The sequence below is a fragment of the Streptomyces sp. NBC_00691 genome (genome assembly GCF_036226665.1).
Lineage (GTDB): Bacteria > Actinomycetota > Actinomycetes > Streptomycetales > Streptomycetaceae > Streptomyces.
This window is the reverse complement of the sequence record NZ_CP109007.1, coordinates 6,078,018-6,095,242: the sequence shown is the minus strand read 5'-3', so window position 1 is coordinate 6,095,242 and position 17,225 is coordinate 6,078,018. Positions and strand designations below refer to the sequence as shown.

General features: G+C 73.9%; 15 protein-coding genes. 4 read left to right on the top strand and 11 right to left on the bottom strand.

Annotation, left to right across the window (positions count from 1 at the left end; all coding sequences use genetic code 11):
- The first annotated feature begins 161 nt into the window (after positions 1 to 161).
- Positions 162 to 935: a VOC family protein gene (locus tag OG392_RS27515; protein ID WP_329283835.1), complete on the top strand. Its 774-nt coding sequence runs from the start codon at positions 162 to 164 to the stop codon at positions 933 to 935.
- A 110-nt stretch (positions 936 to 1,045) separates the two neighbouring features.
- Here OG392_RS27515 and OG392_RS27510 read toward each other — a convergent pair whose 3' ends face one another.
- The 5 genes from OG392_RS27510 to OG392_RS27490 form a co-directional block, all read right to left on the bottom strand.
- Positions 1,046 to 2,437, bottom strand: coding sequence for a polysialyltransferase family glycosyltransferase (locus OG392_RS27510; RefSeq protein ID WP_329283833.1), 1,392 nt, complete (start codon positions 2,435 to 2,437; stop codon positions 1,046 to 1,048).
- 3 nt (positions 2,438 to 2,440) lie between these two features.
- On the bottom strand, positions 2,441 to 3,406 hold the full coding sequence (locus tag OG392_RS27505) for a glycosyltransferase family 2 protein (protein ID WP_329283832.1): 966 nt from the start codon (positions 3,404 to 3,406) through the stop codon (positions 2,441 to 2,443).
- Between the two features lie 142 nt (positions 3,407 to 3,548).
- The gene (locus tag OG392_RS27500; RefSeq protein WP_329283831.1) at positions 3,549 to 6,191 is read right to left on the bottom strand and encodes a YfhO family protein; all 2,643 of its coding nucleotides are present in this window, start codon (positions 6,189 to 6,191) and stop codon (positions 3,549 to 3,551) included.
- Positions 6,192 to 6,412: 221 nt separating this feature from the next.
- Positions 6,413 to 7,015 carry an isochorismatase family protein gene (locus tag OG392_RS27495; protein ID WP_329283830.1) on the bottom strand — a complete coding sequence of 201 codons (603 nt, stop codon included), beginning with the start codon at positions 7,013 to 7,015 and terminating at the stop codon, positions 6,413 to 6,415.
- A 113-nt stretch (positions 7,016 to 7,128) separates the two neighbouring features.
- Entirely contained in the window at positions 7,129 to 8,013 is an 885-nt protein-coding gene (locus OG392_RS27490; RefSeq protein ID WP_329283829.1) for an MBL fold metallo-hydrolase, read from the bottom strand.
- 134 nt (positions 8,014 to 8,147) lie between these two features.
- Here OG392_RS27490 and OG392_RS27485 point away from each other — a divergent pair, with 134 nt between their 5' ends.
- From OG392_RS27485 to OG392_RS27475, 3 genes are all read left to right on the top strand, one after another.
- Entirely contained in the window at positions 8,148 to 8,837 is a 690-nt protein-coding gene (locus OG392_RS27485; protein WP_329283828.1) for a TetR/AcrR family transcriptional regulator, read from the top strand.
- A gap of 88 nt (positions 8,838 to 8,925) precedes the next feature.
- Entirely contained in the window at positions 8,926 to 9,180 is a 255-nt protein-coding gene (locus tag OG392_RS27480) for a hypothetical protein (protein WP_329283827.1), read from the top strand.
- Positions 9,181 to 9,187: 7 nt separating this feature from the next.
- Entirely contained in the window at positions 9,188 to 9,661 is a 474-nt protein-coding gene (locus tag OG392_RS27475; RefSeq protein WP_329283826.1) for a hypothetical protein, read from the top strand.
- Between the two features lie 101 nt (positions 9,662 to 9,762).
- Here OG392_RS27475 and OG392_RS27470 read toward each other — a convergent pair whose 3' ends face one another.
- The 6 genes from OG392_RS27470 to OG392_RS27445 are packed head-to-tail and all read right to left on the bottom strand — an operon-like array spanning position 9,763 to position 16,985.
- Complete coding sequence (locus OG392_RS27470) at positions 9,763 to 10,563, bottom strand: 4'-phosphopantetheinyl transferase family protein (RefSeq protein ID WP_329283825.1); 801 nt, start codon at positions 10,561 to 10,563, stop codon at positions 9,763 to 9,765.
- 55 nt (positions 10,564 to 10,618) lie between these two features.
- Entirely contained in the window at positions 10,619 to 12,070 is a 1,452-nt protein-coding gene (locus OG392_RS27465) for an MFS transporter (protein ID WP_329283824.1), read from the bottom strand.
- Positions 12,067 to 13,629 (bottom strand): argininosuccinate lyase, encoded by a 1,563-nt coding sequence (gene argH, locus OG392_RS27460; protein ID WP_329283823.1) that lies wholly within the window; start codon positions 13,627 to 13,629, stop codon positions 12,067 to 12,069. The genes OG392_RS27465 and argH overlap by 4 nt, the downstream gene beginning before the upstream one ends.
- A complete protein-coding gene (locus OG392_RS27455; RefSeq protein ID WP_329283822.1) occupies positions 13,626 to 14,945 on the bottom strand; it encodes an ATP-grasp domain-containing protein in 1,320 nt (439 codons plus the stop codon). Before OG392_RS27455 ends, argH begins: the two co-directional genes overlap by 4 nt.
- Complete coding sequence (locus tag OG392_RS27450; RefSeq protein ID WP_329283821.1) at positions 14,942 to 16,066, bottom strand: PLP-dependent cysteine synthase family protein; 1,125 nt, start codon at positions 16,064 to 16,066, stop codon at positions 14,942 to 14,944. Before OG392_RS27450 ends, OG392_RS27455 begins: the two co-directional genes overlap by 4 nt.
- 1 nt (position 16,067) lies before the next feature.
- A complete protein-coding gene (locus OG392_RS27445) occupies positions 16,068 to 16,985 on the bottom strand; it encodes a GHMP family kinase ATP-binding protein (RefSeq protein ID WP_329283820.1) in 918 nt (305 codons plus the stop codon).
- Positions 16,986 to 17,225: the final 240 nt, after the last annotated feature.

Below are 17,225 nucleotides of genomic sequence, written 5' to 3'. Positions count from 1 at the left end.
TCGCGCAGCCGCACGGCCGTGGGGGACGATCCCGGCGTCCTCCCGCGTCACCGCAGCGGGATCGCGCCACTCTTTGGTGCGACCGGGGCGCGCCACGGCCCCGTCGGTGACACCATCGGACGGGGACACGGGCACGACGATGGTCCGAGGAGAGAGTCACGATGACCGAGGCGACTCGGCACACACCCGGCACACCCTGCTGGGTGAGCTTGATGGTGCACGGGCTTGACGCCACGCAGGAGTTCTACCACGCGCTCTTCGGCTGGGAGTTCGAACCCGGTCCGCAGCAGCTCGGCCCGTACGTGCGCGCACTGCTCGACGGCAGGGAGGTGGCGGGCATCGGCCGGCTCCCGCCCGATCGGCATCTGCCGATCGCCTGGACCCCGTACCTGGCCACCGGCGACGCCGACGAGACCGCCGAGAGCATCCGCTGCTGCGGCGGCACCGTGGCCGTGGGCCCGCTGGACGCGGGCGAGGCCGGCCGGATGGCGGTCTGCTCCGACCCGGTGGGCGCGGTCTTCGGCGTCTGGCAGGCGGAGGCGCACCACGGCACGGCGACGGCGGGACCGCCCGGGACCCCCGTGTGGAACGAGCTCCTCACCTTCGAGACGTCCTCGGTCGCCAAGTTCTACCGGTCGGTCTTCGGCTTCGAGGTGGAGCCAGTCGAGTCCTCCGATCACGACTACGCCACGCTCGTCCTGGACGGACTCCCGGTGGCCTCGCTGCACGGCGTGGGCACCGCGCTCCCCCGGGACCGGGGCCCGCACTGGATGACGTACTTCGAGGTCGCCGACACGGACGCGGCCGCCCGGCTCGTCCTGGAGCTCGGCGGTCATGTGCTGCGCCCGCCGCGTGACGCCACGGCGGGGCGGCTCGCCCTGGTGACGGATCCGGAGGGCGCGGTCTTCACCCTCGTCACGTCGCCCGCCGTGTGACGCGGGGAGGCCGCCGTCACCCGTACAGGTCACGCGGTGGCCTCCCGCCGGTGGAACCCGGCCGGCCGGGACCGGGTGGCCCGTCGAGGCCCGGGGGCCCGGGCGCCCGTTCAGCCCCGGCGGGCCCGTACGAGACTTCGGCGGAGCCGTGCCTGCATGCCGCCCCGCGTCGGCGTCTCCGTGCCGCCCGGCAGACCGAGCTGGGCCAGCCGCTCCCCGTCGAAGAGGTGTGCCGTGCCCGGGTCGGCATGGTGCTCGGCCAGGAAGAGGGCGGTCTCCTCGCGCATCCCCGGGTGGCTCTTGTGCCGCATGCAGTAGCCGACGGCGCGGACGAGCGGGGTGAGCGAGTCCGGGGCCGCTCCGGGGACCGCGGGCTCCTCGCCCTGCTCCAGGTCCGCGACCAGGTGGTCGACGACGGTGAGCGGGATGCGGTTGCTGTTCTCGAAGGGGGTGAGCCGTTCGAGGACCTCGGCCGTGCCCACGCGCGCGATGGGGACGCCGTAGTAGACGGCGGCGGTGAACATCGCGGTCGAGAAGCAGCCGACGACGAGCCGGGGCCTGCACAGCTCGTAGAAGGTCTCGGCGAGCAGCGGTCCGCCGAGGACGGTCAGGCGTACGCCGGAGCGCTCCGCCTCCTCCTGGAGCGCCGTGGAGTAGCCGGCGGGCGCGCTCGGGTGCGGCTTGAAGACCACCGAGCGGTGGCCGGCCGCCGTGGCGCCGCGGAGCATCCGTACGTGCAGTTCCTCCTCCTCCTCGGCGGTGAGGAGGTCGAGGGCGGCCAGGTACTGGCCGAGCATCAGGACCGTGGGCCCGGCGGCGGCCGCCCGGACGATCTCGGGATCGTCGGCCGCCTCCTCGGCGATCTCGGCGAGGACCGCGCGGAACGCCTCGTCCGGGACGAGTTCCGGCTCCACGCCGTACTCGCTGAGGAGGAGGGGGCGCAGGCCCGGCACCAGGTCGAGGTGGAGGACCCGCCGGACGCGGCAGGCGAGGGACTGCGCGAGGTCGTTGCGGGTCGGGCCGTAGCTCATGAGGCCGTCCGCGTAGACGTGGACGGCGCTCTCGGGGAAACAGCCGGCCAGCGCCTTGGCGGGATTGACCTGGATGGACTCGACGGCCAGCTCCACCGGGGCGGTCCCGAGGTGCCACGCCGTGCGCATCACGCGCTGCCAGAGGGGGGCGTCCTCGGGGCGGGGGGCCCAGGCTGCGGGGTGGTACGGGTGGATCGTCTCGTTCCAGTCGAGGACACCGTCGAAGCGGGCGGCGATCCGCTCGTAGCCGGTCATCGTCTCCATGCGCGGCGCGGTCTCGGGGATCTCGGCGTTGCGCGAGATCAGCAGGAGCCGGCGGTGCTCCGCACGGGGGCCGAACTGTCCGGCGTCCAGCGAGGCCGCGAGGGTGGCGGCGCCGTACAGGGTGGACACCTGGAAGATCTGGACCGGGCGGCCGTCGGTGGCCGGGACGGGCGCCGGTGCCTTGTCGGCGGCGGGGGCGGGGGCCATGGGTCAGGCGGTCCTTACGGTGTCGCGCAGGCTCCGGAGGAGGGTGCTGCGGGGGGTGTCCATGGTGGAGAGGGTCTCTTCGAGGACCTGCTGCGGCATCCGGTGCAGCGCGTCGCGCACGTCGACGCGGAGCCGCTCGGCGACGGCGGGCTCGTACGTGTCGACCTTGCCCATGTGGAAGGCGATCATCGCGCAGTAGGTGCGGACCGCCTTCGGCAGGAACCGGTCCGCCTCCGGGTCGCGGGACACGTCGGTGAGCAGGGTGTCGTACGACGGAATGAAGTCGAGCTGCCGGTTGTCGGTGATCTGGGTGAGCGAGGTCGTGACGCCCCGGCGGTAGAAGACACCGTGCAGGGAAAGCGCCGCGAACGTGCGTGCCTTGAGGTGGAGGCGCCAGACCCAGAGGCGGTCCTCGGCCGTTCTCAACGACGTCTCGAAACGGGATTCGCCGTTCTGGAAGAGACGGGAGCTGTAAATGCCGAAGGGGACGAAGGGATAGTCCACCATCGTCACCATGCTGGCGGGCGAGATTCCGTCACGGGGGTCCATCACGGTGTCGCGGCGCTTGGCCGGGGCGTAGCGGATGTTCCGCTTACGGCCTTCGGAGAGGACGTGGTCGGTACGGGCGAAATCGCAGTCCAGGCGCTCGATACCGGCCACCATGGCCTTGAGGTGGCCGGGCGCGTACCAGTCGTCGCCGTCGAGGAAGGTGATGTGGTCCCCGCGTGCGGCGTCGATTCCCGTGTTGCGCGCCTGGGCGACACCGCTGTTCGTCTCGTGCCGGATGACGGTGGCGTTCGGCAGTCGGTCCCGCCAGCGGTCGAGGATTTCCGGGGTGTCGTCCGTCGAGCAGTCGTCGATCAGCAGGAACTCGAATTCCGGATCCGCGTTGTTCGCGAGACTGCGCAGGGTGTCGGGCGCATAGGCACCGACATTGTGGAACGGTACGACGACGGACAGTTTCGGCACTCGGAATCCCCATACTGAATCGAACAGTTGAACGCCGCTACGGCGGGTACGGTAACGCCCCACTTTTCCGGGTGAACGATCCGCGCGTGCACTCCGGGTGAACTCTTGGCGTCCCCCGTGGAAAGTCCGTGCGGAAACGGCCTCACGCTCCGGCCGGCCGGCCCGTCCGCTGCCCGTCCGTCCGGTCGGCCTCACGCTCCGGCCGCCGGGCGGCCCGTCGGTGCAGGACTCCCGTCGCGAGCAGGGCGAGGAGGGCGGTCAGGCCGACGGCGCCGCCGAGCGTGAGGCCCGGCGGGCGGAAGGAACAGGTGACCGTGTCCGCCCGGCCGTCGAGCGGGATCGCGACGAGTCCCCGGTACGCGCGCGCGGGACGGGGCTCCGCGTCACCGGCGGCACAGCGCCAGCCGGAGATGCGGGGCGCGGCGAGCACCGCGGTCCCGGTGCTGCCCGGGGGCAGCACGGCCGTGACGGTGTGTCCGGTGGCACGCACCTCGGTGGCACCGGTGGCGGTCAGCTGCCGCACGGCGGAGTCGAGGCGGGCGCGCACCAGGCAGCCGACGGGCTGCCGGGGCAGCCGGACCGCCCGCTCGGGGCTGAGCTCGATCCGTACGTCGCCGGACGCGGGGACCGTACCGAGAGCCCGCATGGGAGCCCGGACGGCGGGTGGCTTGCCCTCGAAGTCCACGCGCGGCTCCCCCGCGAGGGTCGCGCCGCCGCGGTACTCGGGGGCCCAGAACCAGGCCTGGGAGCCCGCCGGACAGCGGGCGCTGACGGTCCGTCCTGTACGGGTGACGGGCGGCAGCTCGTACACGTCGGAGCCGAGGAGCCGTTCCTGCTCGGCGAAGGCGGAGTCCCCGGGGTGGGTGGCCGGCGGCCTCGCCGGACGGACGGTGACCAGCGGCGGTACGGGCGTGGTGGCGACGGAGACCGCGGCCCGGGGCGGCGCGTCCTGGCGTACCGGCTCGGTGGGGGCCGACCGGACCCGGGTGCCGACGGAGAACAGGGCGTCGGCCACCGGGTTGTCCAGGGTGACCGGGTGGCGGCCCTTCGCGTAGTAGCCGAAGCCCAGGGAGGCCAGGGTGCGGGAGGTCACCTCGGCGGTGAGGCTGCTGTAGTAGTCGGCGCCCTGTCCACCGACGAACAGGACGTCGTTGCCGCCGGGCACCTCTCCCGGCTCCGTCCGGTACGTCGGCCAGGCGTCCGCGCGGGCCACCTCGTCGGCCACGGCGGTGTGCCAGGGGCCGATCCGGGGGGACCAGGCGACCTCGGCGCGCTGCTGCTCCTCGATCCGCTTCCCGGTGACGGCCGCCTCGCCGGCCTGCGCGGCGACGAGGAGGACGACGGCGAGGACGGGCAGGAGGCGCGGGGCGGTGCGGGCCCGCGCGGGAGCGGCGGGAGCGGGCGGTGCGCCGGCCGTGGCCCCGCGGTGGCGCGGGAGGGCCGCCAGGGCGGCGGCGAGGGCGAGGGCCGCGGCCACACCGAAGGCCGGGTAGGTCCAGCGGTCGATGTCGATGCTGCCGTGCGCCGCCCACGCCAGGAGTCCGAGCAGCGCGCCGGCCGCGAGGAGCGCGGGCGGCCGCGGCACGCCCCGGGCGGCCGAGAACCAGCCGGCGAGGATCAGCAGCCCGCACAGGACGAAGGCCTGTCGGTAGGGTCCGCCGTTGGGCGAGGCGCCCGCGTGCCAGAGCAGATGCGTCGGCTCCCACTGGAGGGAGAGCGTCACCAGGACCACCGCGGCCGACCAGCCGGCCCGGACTCGCGGGGCGACGCCGCCGTTGAACGGCAGGGTGAGGGCGAGCGCGAGCGCGGGCGTACCGATGAAGAGGGCGGGGCTCGCGAGGCTCGCGGTGGCCGGCAGGAACCGGGCGAGGACCTCCGCCCAGGCGGCGGGCGCGAAGGTGGCCTCGGGGGTGGGGTCGGCGACCTTGGTGCCGAGGAAGACGACCACGACGAGCGGCGCGGCGAGACCGATGCCGATCAGCACGCCGCGCGCGGCACGCACCGCTCCGGCGAGGCGCTGCCGCGCTCCGGCCGTCTCCTCGGCGGTGAGGAGACGTACGAGCAGGACGACGGCGGCACCGATCGTCGCCATGTACGCCGTGTAGAAGTTGGCGGTCCAGGCCAGGGCGACCACGACGGGGCCGAGCACGGGGCGGCGCCCGGTGCGGGCCCACTCGCCGACCAGGCAGAGCAGCGGGAAGGCGACGAGTCCGTCGAGCCACATCGGGACGGTCGCGCCGAAGTTGAAGGTCCAGCCCGAGAGGGCGTACGCGCTGCCGAGCACGGCGGCGACCGGCCAGGGGCCCGGGCGCATCCGCAGAAGCAGCAGCGCCATCGCCGCCCCGGCCGCGGTGATCTTGACGGCGGTGACGACGTAGAGGGCGAGTTCGACGCGGTCGGCCGGGAAGAGCACGACGAGCAGGTCGAAGGGGCTGCTCAGATAGGTGCCGATGTCGCCAAGGAAGTTGGCGCCGAAGCCGGAGTTCCAGTTGAGGAAGGCGTCTCCGTGGGTCTCACCGAGGAGGAACGAGCGCCAGTACGCGTGGAACGGCAGGTACTGCTGGCCCAGGTCGACGATGTTCCTGGTCACCGGGCCGAACGGGTAGCTGCGCGAGAGCCGGGTGGCGAGGGCGAGCAGGACGGCGGTGAGCAGCGCGGCCGCGAGCGGACCCGCGACGGCCGGGGAGGGCGGACGGCGCCGCGGGGAACCGGGCGGGGGCTTCGGGCCGCCCGCCCCCTCCTCGCCGTCGACCTCGTCGAGCACGGCGTCGGCGGCGGGGGGCACACGTCCTCCAGGGGGCGTACGGAACAGGAGCGCCCGGGTGATCCGTCACGGGCCGATCGCCATTACCGCCGAGTCGGGCGACCCGTAACCGATCACCAGGCGGTGTTCCGGTACACCTCGGGTGAACTCCCGGTGCCGGGGGCCGGGAGACGACACGAGGGGGCGGGCCCCAGGTGGGGGCCGCCCGGCGGGGCGGCTCCCCTGCCGACCGGGCGAGGCCCTTACGCGACGAGCTCGTCGACCGTGCGGGCCACCGTGCCGAAGAGGTCCGTGACCGTCGTGAGGCTCGCGGCCTGGAGCGCCTCCGACGTCGTCACGGTCCCGTCCGGGGCCTCCAGGGAGCGGGTGGCGGTGGCCTCGGCGACGACGGTCGGGCGGTAGCCGCGGTTGAACGCGCCCTGCGCGGTGAAGAGGACGCACATGTGCGTCATAAAACCGACGATGACCAGGTCACCGGTGACGCCGAGCTCCTTGAGGGTGTCTTCGAGGCCGGTGGCGTGGAAGGCGTCGGGGAACTTCTTGACGACGACCTTCTCGCCCTCGATCGGGGCGACCTCGTCGCTGATCGCGCCGATCTCGGCCCGGATGTCGTACGGAGTGCCCTCGCCGCCGTCGTTGACGATGTGCACGACCGGCGCGCCCGCGGCGCGGGCGGCGGCGAGCAGGCGCGCGCCGGCGGCCACGGCCTTCTCGGCCTCGTCGAGCTTCATGACGCCGGTGCGGTAGGTGTTCTGGAAGTCGATCATGATCAGGGCCGACCCGCTCAGGCGGGGCAGGTCCTGGGGCAGGCCGATCACATCACGGAGGGTGGTGGAGGCGGTCATGGCGGGTCCTTTCGCAGGGGGGAGCAGAGGGAGATCGCGGTGGTCGGGGCGATCGGGGTCGTCAGGGAGATCGGGGCGACCGGGGTGATCGGGGTGATCGGGGTGATCGGGGATCACGACAGGTCCTTCGGGGTGCCGTCCGGCGCGAGGTCGACGAGCCGGTCCTCGATCCCCAGGCCCTCGAACGCCTTCACGAGGGACGGCAGGTCCTCGGTGTAGATGTCCCAGCTGTCGGTGTGCACCGGGACGACCTTGCGCGGGGCGAGCGCCTTCACGACGAGGGCGGCGTTCGCGGAGGTCAGGGTCAGCGGCGCGTTGTCGAGGATCGCGGGGGTGCGGGCGGCGCCGGCGAAGAGGACGGCGGTGTCGATCGGGCCGATGTCCTTCCTGACGCGGTCACCGACCTCCTCGGCCACCTTGACCGAGGCGTTGTCGCCGGAGACGTAGGTGGTGGGGACGCCCTCGCCGCTGAGCACAAAACCGGTGACCTCGCCGTCCGCGCCGCGGTCCACACCGTCGGGGCCGTGCAGGGCGGGCACGGCGGTGACCTTGAGGGTGCCGCCGGAGGTCCTCAGCTCCTGGGACTCCCAGCTCTTCATGGCGGTGACGTGGTCACCGAGACGCCTGCGCGCGCCGGGCGTGGAGAGCACGACGGGCACGTCCGCGAGCAGGGCCCGGCCGGAGTCGTCGAGGTTGTCGTCGTGCTGGTCGTGCGAGAGCAGTACGGCGTCGATCGCGCCGAGTTCGCCGGTGCCGAAGGCGGGGGCGCGGAGCTTCTCCAGGCCGCTCCGGTACTTCTTCGGCCCGTCGAAGGTCGGGTCGAGCAGGATGCGCGCGCCGCCGATCTCCAGGATCGTCGTCGGCCCGCCGATGTGCGTCGCGGTGAACGGCCGCGCGGGGGCGGCGGTGCCCTCGCCGCCGCAGGCGGTGAGGAGGGTCGCGCCCACGGTGGCCGCCACGGCCCCGGTGGCGAGGCGACGGATCGTCGAACGGTTCATGCGGGAACACCAGCTCTCTCGTTGCCGACGTCGGACGGCCCGGAGGCGGCGCCGACCCCCGAGACGTTTTCAACGCTAACACAGCTTGTAATCATCGATTACGAGAGGGTGTGAGCGCTGTTATCGTGGGCGGCATGTCGACCGCACGCGCGCGCATCCTGGAAGCCACCGAGGAACTCCTCGCCACCAAGGACGCGCTCGCGATCTCGACCCGCGCCATCTGCGACCGGGCGAAGGTCGGCATGCCCGAGATCTACCGGCAGTTCGGCGACAAGCACGGCCTGCTCACGGCCGTCGCCGACCTCGGCTTCGAGCGCTTCCTCGCCGAGAAGCGCAAGAACCCGCTCACCGACGATCCGGTGGCCGACCTGCGCACGGCCTGGGACAGCCACGTCGCCTTCGCCCTCCGCAACCCCCACCTCTACCGGCTGATGTTCACACCGACCGGCGACACCAGGCCGGGGGCCGTCAAGGAGGCGCAGGCGATCCTCCTGAAGGCGGTGGAGCGCTGCCGTGACGCCGGACGGCTCCGGACGGCCCCGGAGCTCGCGGGGCGCTCGATCCTCTCCGCCAACGTGGGCGTGTGCATGATGGCGCTGTCGTACCCGGACCTGTTCGGGGACTCCGACACCTCTCCGGCCGTACGGGACGCGGTGATCGGGAAGGTCACCGGCGACGAGCGCGAGGACACCCGGATCGGTACGGCGACCGTCCTCGCCCAGGCCCTGCTCGGCACCCTCACCGGGACGGGAGCCCCGAGCGGCGCCGCCCTCGACCGGCTGACCGAGGACCTCCTGCCGCAGGTCCCGCCCTCGGAGACGTAACCGCCGGTCGACTGCCGCCGCAAAGTTCCGGCCATGGCTCTCCACCGGCCTACGCTCGCAACTCCCATACCAGGAGGAGGAGTACGCCATGGAGAACCCGACTCGTAAGGTGGTCGCGGCGGGAGCCGCCGCACTGCTGGCCGCGGGACTCGCCGTCGCCGGTGCCGGTGCGGCGAGCGCGTCGGAGACCGGCCCGGCCGAGCGCATCACCTCGGCCGCCCAGCTCAAGGACAGCATCCGTCTCGCCGTCGCCCAGGAGGAGCGGGCCGGGGAGCAGGGGCTGAGCCAGATCGTCGGCGGCCGGGTGACGCAGGTCGTCGGCGTTCAGTCCGGCACCTGCTGAGGCCGAGGTGACCACCGTGGGCGAGGGCGGCTCCTCGCAGACCTGGTGCCCCAGTGGAGAGGCGCACGCGCCGGAGTCCGTCGTCCTGGGCGTACGGTCCGGGCAGGACGGGCACGTGGTGTACCTGGCCGATCCCGTACCGGCGGCCGAGGTGCTCGGCGAGGTGCCGGAGGGCATCGAGCCGCGGCGTGTCCTGCGGTTCGCGTCGCACTGCGTCAGCGACTGCGTCAACCGCAGGGGCGACGACTGCACGCTCGTCGAGCGGGTGCTCTCCCGGCCCGCCGCGCAGGAGGACGGTCCCGTCCCGCGGTGTCACCTCAGGGCGCGGTGCCAGTGGTGGAAGCAGACCGGGGTCGCCGCGTGCGCGCGCTGCCCCGCGGTCTCGACCCGCCATCACGCCGGCGACGAGCTGGCCGAGCTGGTGGCGGATCCGGCCACGACGCAGGAGCAGCTCGACGAGTGGATCGCGGTGGCCGGCTGATTCCGGTCGTCCGGTCGTCGGTCGTCGAACGCGCACAAGCGGAAGGTCCCCGGACAGATCGTCCGGGGACCTTCCGCGTGTGTGCCGGTGGCCGGGGCCGCTCACCCGCGGCCCGGCGGGTCTCCCCTGATGTCCCGCTCCGAGAGTCGGTTCACCCGGGGCGACGGCGTGGTCAGTTCGCCGTGGACCGCCACCGCCGCCGCGTAACCCCGGTCTACGGGGATGTCGAGCAGCGTCCAGCCCGCGGGCGGCAGCGCCCCGTCGGGGCTGCCCGAACCCACGTAGTCCGCCGCCGGATCACGGCCCAGACCGGTGCCGAGCCCCTTGAGGTAGGCCTCCTTGCGGGTCCACAGCCGGGCCAGCGCCCGGGGGCGGCGCGGGGGTGGCAGCGCCTCGATCTCGCGCTGTTCGGCCGGGTGCAGCATCGCGGCGAGTTCCGCGGCGCCGCCCGGATCCGCGACCAGGTCGACGTCGACGCCGATGGGCGCCACCGCCGTCCCGACGAGGACGAGGTCCCCCCGGTGGGAGAGCGAGAAGTGCAGCCCGCGCGAGGCGCCCAGGACGGTCGGTCTGCCGTGCGGGCCGCCGCAGCAGGGGCAGGTCTCCCGGCCGTAGCGGATGTCCTGCGGCAGCGTGTCGAGGTACGTGCCGAGCAGCCGGCGCAGCGCCAGATGGGCGGCGGTGAAGCGGACCCGGTCCTCCGCGTGCGCTAGTCCGGCGGCGCGCTGCCGTTCGGTGGCGTCCAGGACCCCGGCGTCGAGGCCGGTGCCCCGGGCGTCGGAGACCCTGAGCAGCCACAGGTCCAGGGAACCCGGCCGGGGCAGGGCGCGCGGGGGCGGCAGGGGGGCGAGCAGCAGGGTGCCGCTCGCGGAACTCCAGGGACCGCTTCTGGGATCACTCACGGGACCCCTCCTGTTCGATGACGGATGCGCGGACGCGGGTGGCCGTCGGGACGGATCAGCCTTGTTCGGGAACGGCGTACCGGAGGGCGCGCCGGTCGGCCGGATCGGGTGGATCCGCCGGCTCGGGTGCATCACCCGGCCCCGCCGACCCTGCGGTCGGCCGGCCGGGGAGTCGGGTCGGTGACGCGGCGGACGGTGGGACGGGGAGCCGGGTCGGCGACGGGGCGGGCGGTGGGGCGGGGGGCTCTGTGGGCGGTTCGGTGGGCGGTTCGGTGGGCAGGTCCCTCAGGGCCCGCAGGGGGCCCGCGAGGAGCAGTGCGGAGCTGACCGCGAGACCGGCGGTGAGCAGCCACAGCGCGGGCCGCAGTCCGAGCACCCCGCCGAGTACGCCGCCGAGGAGCGAACCGACGGGAATGGCGCCGAAGTTGGCGACGGAGACACTGGCCGTGATCCGGCCGAGCAGCTGCGGCGGGCAGTACTGCTGGCGGAACGCGCCCTGGATGACGTTGGCGGACACGACGCCCAGGGCGAGGACGGCCCCGCCGACGGGCAACAGCACGACCCGCCAGCCCGGTTCGGCCAGCGGGATGAGAAGCCCGAACGGGGCCGTGGCGAACTTGCAGAGCAGCATGCCGCGGGCGGTGCCGAAGCGGCGTGCCATGGGTGTGGCGACGACGGCGCCGAGCAGTCCGCCTACGCTGCTGCCGGCCAGCAGCCAGCCGATCGTGGCCTCGCCGACGTGGAGTTCCCGCACGAGGAACACGGTGAGGATGGCCTGGTAGCCGGTGAGCAGCAGGTTGGTGACGGTGCCGTACGTGGTGAGCACCCGCAGGTACGGGTCGCGCACGGTGTGCCGCAGGCCCTCCGCGACGTCCTTGCGCAGGGCCTGGGGCCGTTCGGGTCGCTCCGGCGCCGGTTCCTTCCCGCGGATCCCGAGCAGGCACAGGGTGGAGACCAGGAAGGTCGCGGCGTCGGCGAGGAGTCCGTTGACCGCCCCGAACGCGCCGGCCAGGACACCGCCGCCGCCGAGCCCGGCGAGCTGCGCGGCCGATTCGCTGCCCTGGAGCTTGGCGTTGGCCTCGGTGAGATGCTCACGGGGGACGACGAACGGCACGTACACCCGGTAGGCGATGGAGAAGAAGACGTTCGCGACCCCGGTGAGCAGGGAGACCACGAGCAGCTGTGTCATGGTCAGCACGTCGAGCCAGGCGGCGGCCGGCACGCTGAGCAGGAGCACCAGGGATCCCACGTTGCAGGCCACCATCAGCGGGCGGCGCGGCAGCCGGTCCACCCAGGCGCCCGCGGGCAGTCCGAGGAGGAGCCAGGGCAGCCAGGCTGCGGCCGCCAGGGCGCTCACCCAGAAGGTGCTCGCGTCGAGGGTGACCACGGCCACCAGCGGCATGGCGACACCGGTGATGTTGCTGCCGAAGCGGCTGGTGGTCTCTCCCGCCCACAGGAGCCGGAAGTCGCGCTGCCGCAGCAGCCCGTCCCGGCGCCGCACGGTCATCGGGCGGCCACCACCCTGGTGGCGGCCTCGGGGTCGGGCACCTCGCCCGGCGCGTCGCCCGACGTGCCGGCGACCACCTTGGCGGCCTCGGCCGACAGGCGTGCGGCGGCGTCGGCCCAGCGTGCGCGGCGGGCGGCCGACTCGGCGGTGAGGGCGTCGAGTTCGGTCCGCGCCCGGGCCAGGGCCTCGGCCGGTCCCGCACCGCCGGGGCCGCCGCCGTGGGCGCACGCCGCGGCCACGGTCTCCGGGTCGAGCCAGTCGGCCGGGTATCCGGCGGCGGCCGCGGCCACGTCGGGCTGGACGCGGGCCGCCTCGGACAGCGGCGTACCGCTGTCGAGGGCGCCGAGGACGGTCTCGCCGACAAGGTGGTGGGCGGTGCGGAAGGGAATGCCGTCCACGACGAGGCGTTCGGCGAGGTAGGTCGCCGAGGTGAACCCCTCGCGGGCGCGGTCGCGCATCCGCTCGCGGTCGGGTTCCGCCCCGTCGACGACGAGCCGGAGCAGGGTCACCGCCCGGGTGGTGTCCGCGAGTCCGGGCCACAGATGGCGGGCGGCCTCGGTGCCGACGGCGATGGCGTTGGTGTAGCCGGCGGTCGACATGGCCGCGGCGGCGCCGGTGAACCCGGCGAGGGCGGCGGTCGAGCGGCCCTGGATGTGTTCGAGCAGGAAGGGGTTGCGCTTCTGCGGCATCATCGAGCTGGAGCCGACCAGGTCGTCGGCCATCCGCAGCAGTCCGAACTCCTCCGTCGTCCACCAGGTCAGGTCGCGGGCCGCCCGGGCCATGAGGACGCCGAGGACGGCGGCGGCGGAGAGCATGCGCAGCACGAAGTCGCGGGAGGCGACCGCGTCGACCGAGTTGGGCACGGCGGCGGTGAAGCCGAGGAGGTCCGCGGTACGGGCTGGGTCGACCGGCACCGAGGTGCCGCCGACGGCTCCCGCGCCGAGCGGGTTGACGTCGATCTCCCGTCCGGCGTCGAGCAGTCCGGCGAGCGAGCGCAGGACACCGCCCGCGACCCCGGTCAGATAGTGGCCGTAGCTGATGGGCACCGCGGGCTGGCCGTGGGTGTACGCGGGCATGGTGACGTCCCGGTACTCCTCCCCCTTGTCGAGCAGGACCCGGGCCAGCTCGGCCACTTCGTCCAGGAGCTCCCCGTAGGGGCCGCGCACCTTGAGCCGTACGGTGGTGGCGTTGAGGTCGTTGCGGGAGCGGCCGGTGTGCAGCACCCCGCCGGTCTCCTGGCCGAGCCGGTCGACGAGCCAGCCCTCGTACGCGAGGTACAGGCCGCGCGGCATGGGGCGGGACCGTACGGGGGCGAAGTCCTCGGCCCGCAGGGCGTCGACGGTGTCGAGGAGGGCGGCGGCGCGGTGCGCGTCGACGATCCCGCGTTCGGCGAGCATCACCAGATGGGCCCGGTCGACCTCGCTGATCAGCCGGAGTTCGTCGCCCACCGGGTCGCCGTCGTCGGTGCGGTACTGGTCGTAGACGATGCGGTGGGCGCGCGGGTCGAGCCCGGTGCGGAGCCGTCCGGTGCGGACGCCCGCGTCCTGGGTGCCGCTCATACCGGAACCGCCTCCCTCGCGGGCGCGTCGCTCGCGGGCACGCCGGACGCATCGGCCTCCGGCACGCTCGCCGTCATGGGCGTCACCGGCGCCAGCGCCGTGGCGAGTCCCAGGGTGAGCGCGGTCTCCGCCGACTCGGCCGACTCCTCCGGAGCCGTACCGGCCGCGATCACATGGCCCACCCGTCCCCGGAAGTCCTCGGCCGGTACCACCGTGGTGCCGGCCGGGCGGTAGACGGCGGCGTCGACGACACCGGGCACGGCGCGGGCCGCCGCCTCGGCGGCGGCGACGTCCGCGAGGACGCTGTCGGTGGCGGCCGTCAGGAAGCGGATCGAGGCCGCGCCCGCGGCGTCCGGCGTACCACCGAGGTCGACGCGCTCGCCCAGCGCGGCCCGCACCTGGGCGCCGACCAGGTCGACGCCGCGGGCCCGGCGCACGAGCTCCGGGATCATGCCGCCGGCCAGCCGCGGATTGACCTCGATGACGCGGGCGACATCACCGTCGAGCCGGAGCTCGACATGGGCCGCGCCCCAGCCCAGACCGAGGGCCCCGACGGCGCGGACGGCCGTGTCGACGAGCGCGGCGGACTGGGCGGCGGGCAGGACGGCGGGCACGTCGTGCCCCGTCTCCACGAACACCGGGGGCGCGCCCACGTGTTTGGCGACCGTGACGACGGCCTCCTCGCCGAAGACCTCCACGGAGAACTCGCGCCCCGTCAGGTACTGCTCGACGAGCACCACACCCGGGGTGCGCAGCCCGCGTTCGTTGACGGTGGCGGCCAGCAGGGCCTTCGCGTGGTCGGCCACCTCGTCCCGGTCACGGCAGAGGCGCACGCCCAGGCTCCCCGACCCCTGCACCGGCTTGACGACGACCGGGCCGCCGAGCCACTGGGCGGCGGCGATCGCCTCGGCGGCGTCGCCGACCGCCGAGAAGCGGGGCACGGGCACCCCGGCCTCGGCGAGGGTGCGGCGCTGCGCGGCCTTGTCACGGCAGGCGCGGACGGCGTCGGCGGACGGGCCGGGAAGCCCGAGGCGGGCGGCGAGTCCGGCGGCCGTGGCGACGTAGTACTCGGAGCTGGAGAGCACCCCGGCGACCGGCGCGACGGCGGCGAGGCCGGTCACGGCGGCCCACAGGGCGTCTTCGTCCGCGGTGTCCACCACGACGGTGCGCAGCCCGTCCTCGGCGGCGTACGGGTAGCGGGCGGGATCCGCGCTCAGCAGGACGGGATCGGCCCCGAGGTCGCGGGCCCGCGCGGCGAACTGGCGTCCCGTGCCTGTGGTGTTGGACTCGACGAGGAGGAGCAGCGGGGTGGTCACGACAAGACCTCCGGCGTCGTCACGTCGCCGAGGTCGTGGACCTCCGGGGTCACCATGTCGCCGAGGTCGTGGACCTCCGGCGTCATCACGTCGTCGAAGCCGCGGCGCGCCCACACGAGCCGGCTCCACGAGGACGGGGCGTCCAGCGGGTGGTCGACGGTGACAGGGCCGCCGGGGGCCGGCGCCGGCTCGATGCCCTGCTCGCGCAGCCACTCGGCGTGGTAGACGGTGGACTGGTAGCGGTAGCCCTCGTCGGGCAGCACCATGACGACCTTGCTGTCCGGGTTGCGTGCGGCCCACCAGGAGGCGACCTGGAAGGAGGCGCCGCTCGTGGGGCCCATGAACAGGCCGTGGTTGCGGAAGAGTTCGTGGGTGGCGTGGAAGGCCTCGGGGGCGGTGACCCAGTGCACCTCGTCGTAGGCGCTGTGGCGCACGTTGCCCGGGTGGATGCTGCTGCCGAGGCCGCGCAGGGTGCGCGGGCCGTCGGGCGAGCCGAAGATGATGGAGCCGTGGGTGTCCACCCCGACGAGGTGCAGCGCCGGGTCGGCCGGGCGCAGGGCGGCGGCGAGGCCGCCGGTGGACCCGCCGGAACCGACCGGTCCCACCAGGCAGTCCACGGAGCCGACGGTCTCTCCGATGAGGTCGGCGACCACGGCGTACGCGCCGGGGTTGTCGGGGTTGTCGTACTGGCCGGGCACGAAGCTGTCGGGGTGGAGCCGGCGCAGTTCCTCGACGCGGGCGAGGCGGGCGCCCTGGATGCCGCCGCTCTGCCCGGCGTACTCGACGATCTCGACGGTGGCACCCAGCATCTCCAGCCGGTTGCGCAGGTCGCGGTCGATGGCGGAGTCGCCGACGATGGTCAGGTCGTAGCCGCGCAGCCGGCACACCATCGCCAGGCCGAGCGCGAAGGTGCCGGAGGAGGTCTCGATGACCCGGCTGCCGGGCCGCAGCACTCCGGCGGCCTCGGCCCGGTCGATGATGAAACGGGCCGGCAGCAGCTTCATCAGGCTGAACGCCGCGGCGTAGAGGTTGTCGGTCACCTGGATGATGCGGGGCAGTTCGGTGGCGTCCACCACCGAGTCGTGCAGCCTGCCGACGCCCGCGATCGTGGTCGTAGTCATGTCAGTCACCCGTCGTGAAGATCCACTGCTCGTGGATGCCGATGTTGTGCAGGAGTCGCTGGGCGTGCGCGGTGCGGGCCTCGACCTCGGGATCGTCGCGGTCGTAGAGGAGCCCGGCGATGTCCCCGCTGTGCGCGGCCTGGATGCCGAGGGCGCCGGTCTCGCGCACGATGGAACGCAGGCCGTCGAGGCGGGAGATGGGCAGGTGCCGCTGGTTGATGTCGGTGCTCGCGGTGGCGACGGCGCCGACGAGGGCGACGTCCTTGGTGTGGATGGCCTCGCGCAGCATCACCTGGAGTTCGGCGAAGAGTTCGAGTTCGGCGCTGCCGTACTCGGCGGGCGGGAAGGCCAGCGTGTCGACGCCCCTGCCCTCGTTCTCGGGCCGCGAGCCGAAGCCGAGGACCCGCACGGCCGGCATGCGGTACCCGAAGTCCTCGATGACCTTGCCCTCGCGCTGCGCGAACAGCACCGAACTCTCGTTGAACATGAGGGAGTCGGAGGCCGTCTCGGCCCGCACCGCGATCCTGGCGATCTCCTCGGGGGGCAGCGGGGACACCAGGGCGTCCTGTACGGCCCAGACCGCGGCCAGGACGTCGCTCGTGGAGGAGCCGAAGCCGCGGCAGAGCGGTACGTCGCCGGTGAGTTCGAGATGCCCGCCCACCGGTCCCTCCCCGGGCGGGACGCAGGCCTCGGCGGTGAGCTGGGCCGCCCGCCGCGCCTTGGTCTTCCAGGCCGGGTGGACGGTCAGTTCCTCGCCTCGCGCGGGGATGAACGAGGCCCGGGTGGTGTAGACGGTGCACGGCAGGGTGACCAGTCCCCGGGTGAGCTGGCCCTGGTGCGGAAAGACGCCCTGGAGAATTTCGCCGTGATGTATCGGGGCCGAGGCGACGCCGACCCGCCAACCGGAATGATCCACCATGTCCTTGACTTCCTCTGGGGGCCGGACCGCACCACTCACAGGGCCTGGCCGATCGTGCGGACACCCACACGCTAGGCAGCGCGGGGGCCCGGATCCGGCTGGTCGGGCGGCAGTATGCGGGCAGTTAGGCGCACGGCCCGCCGCCGGGGGACGCGAGGGGGGCCGACGCGGTGGGGCCGGCGCGTGGGGGCGGACGTGACGGGGAGCGGAGGCCCCAGGACGCGGCAGGGCCCGTACGGC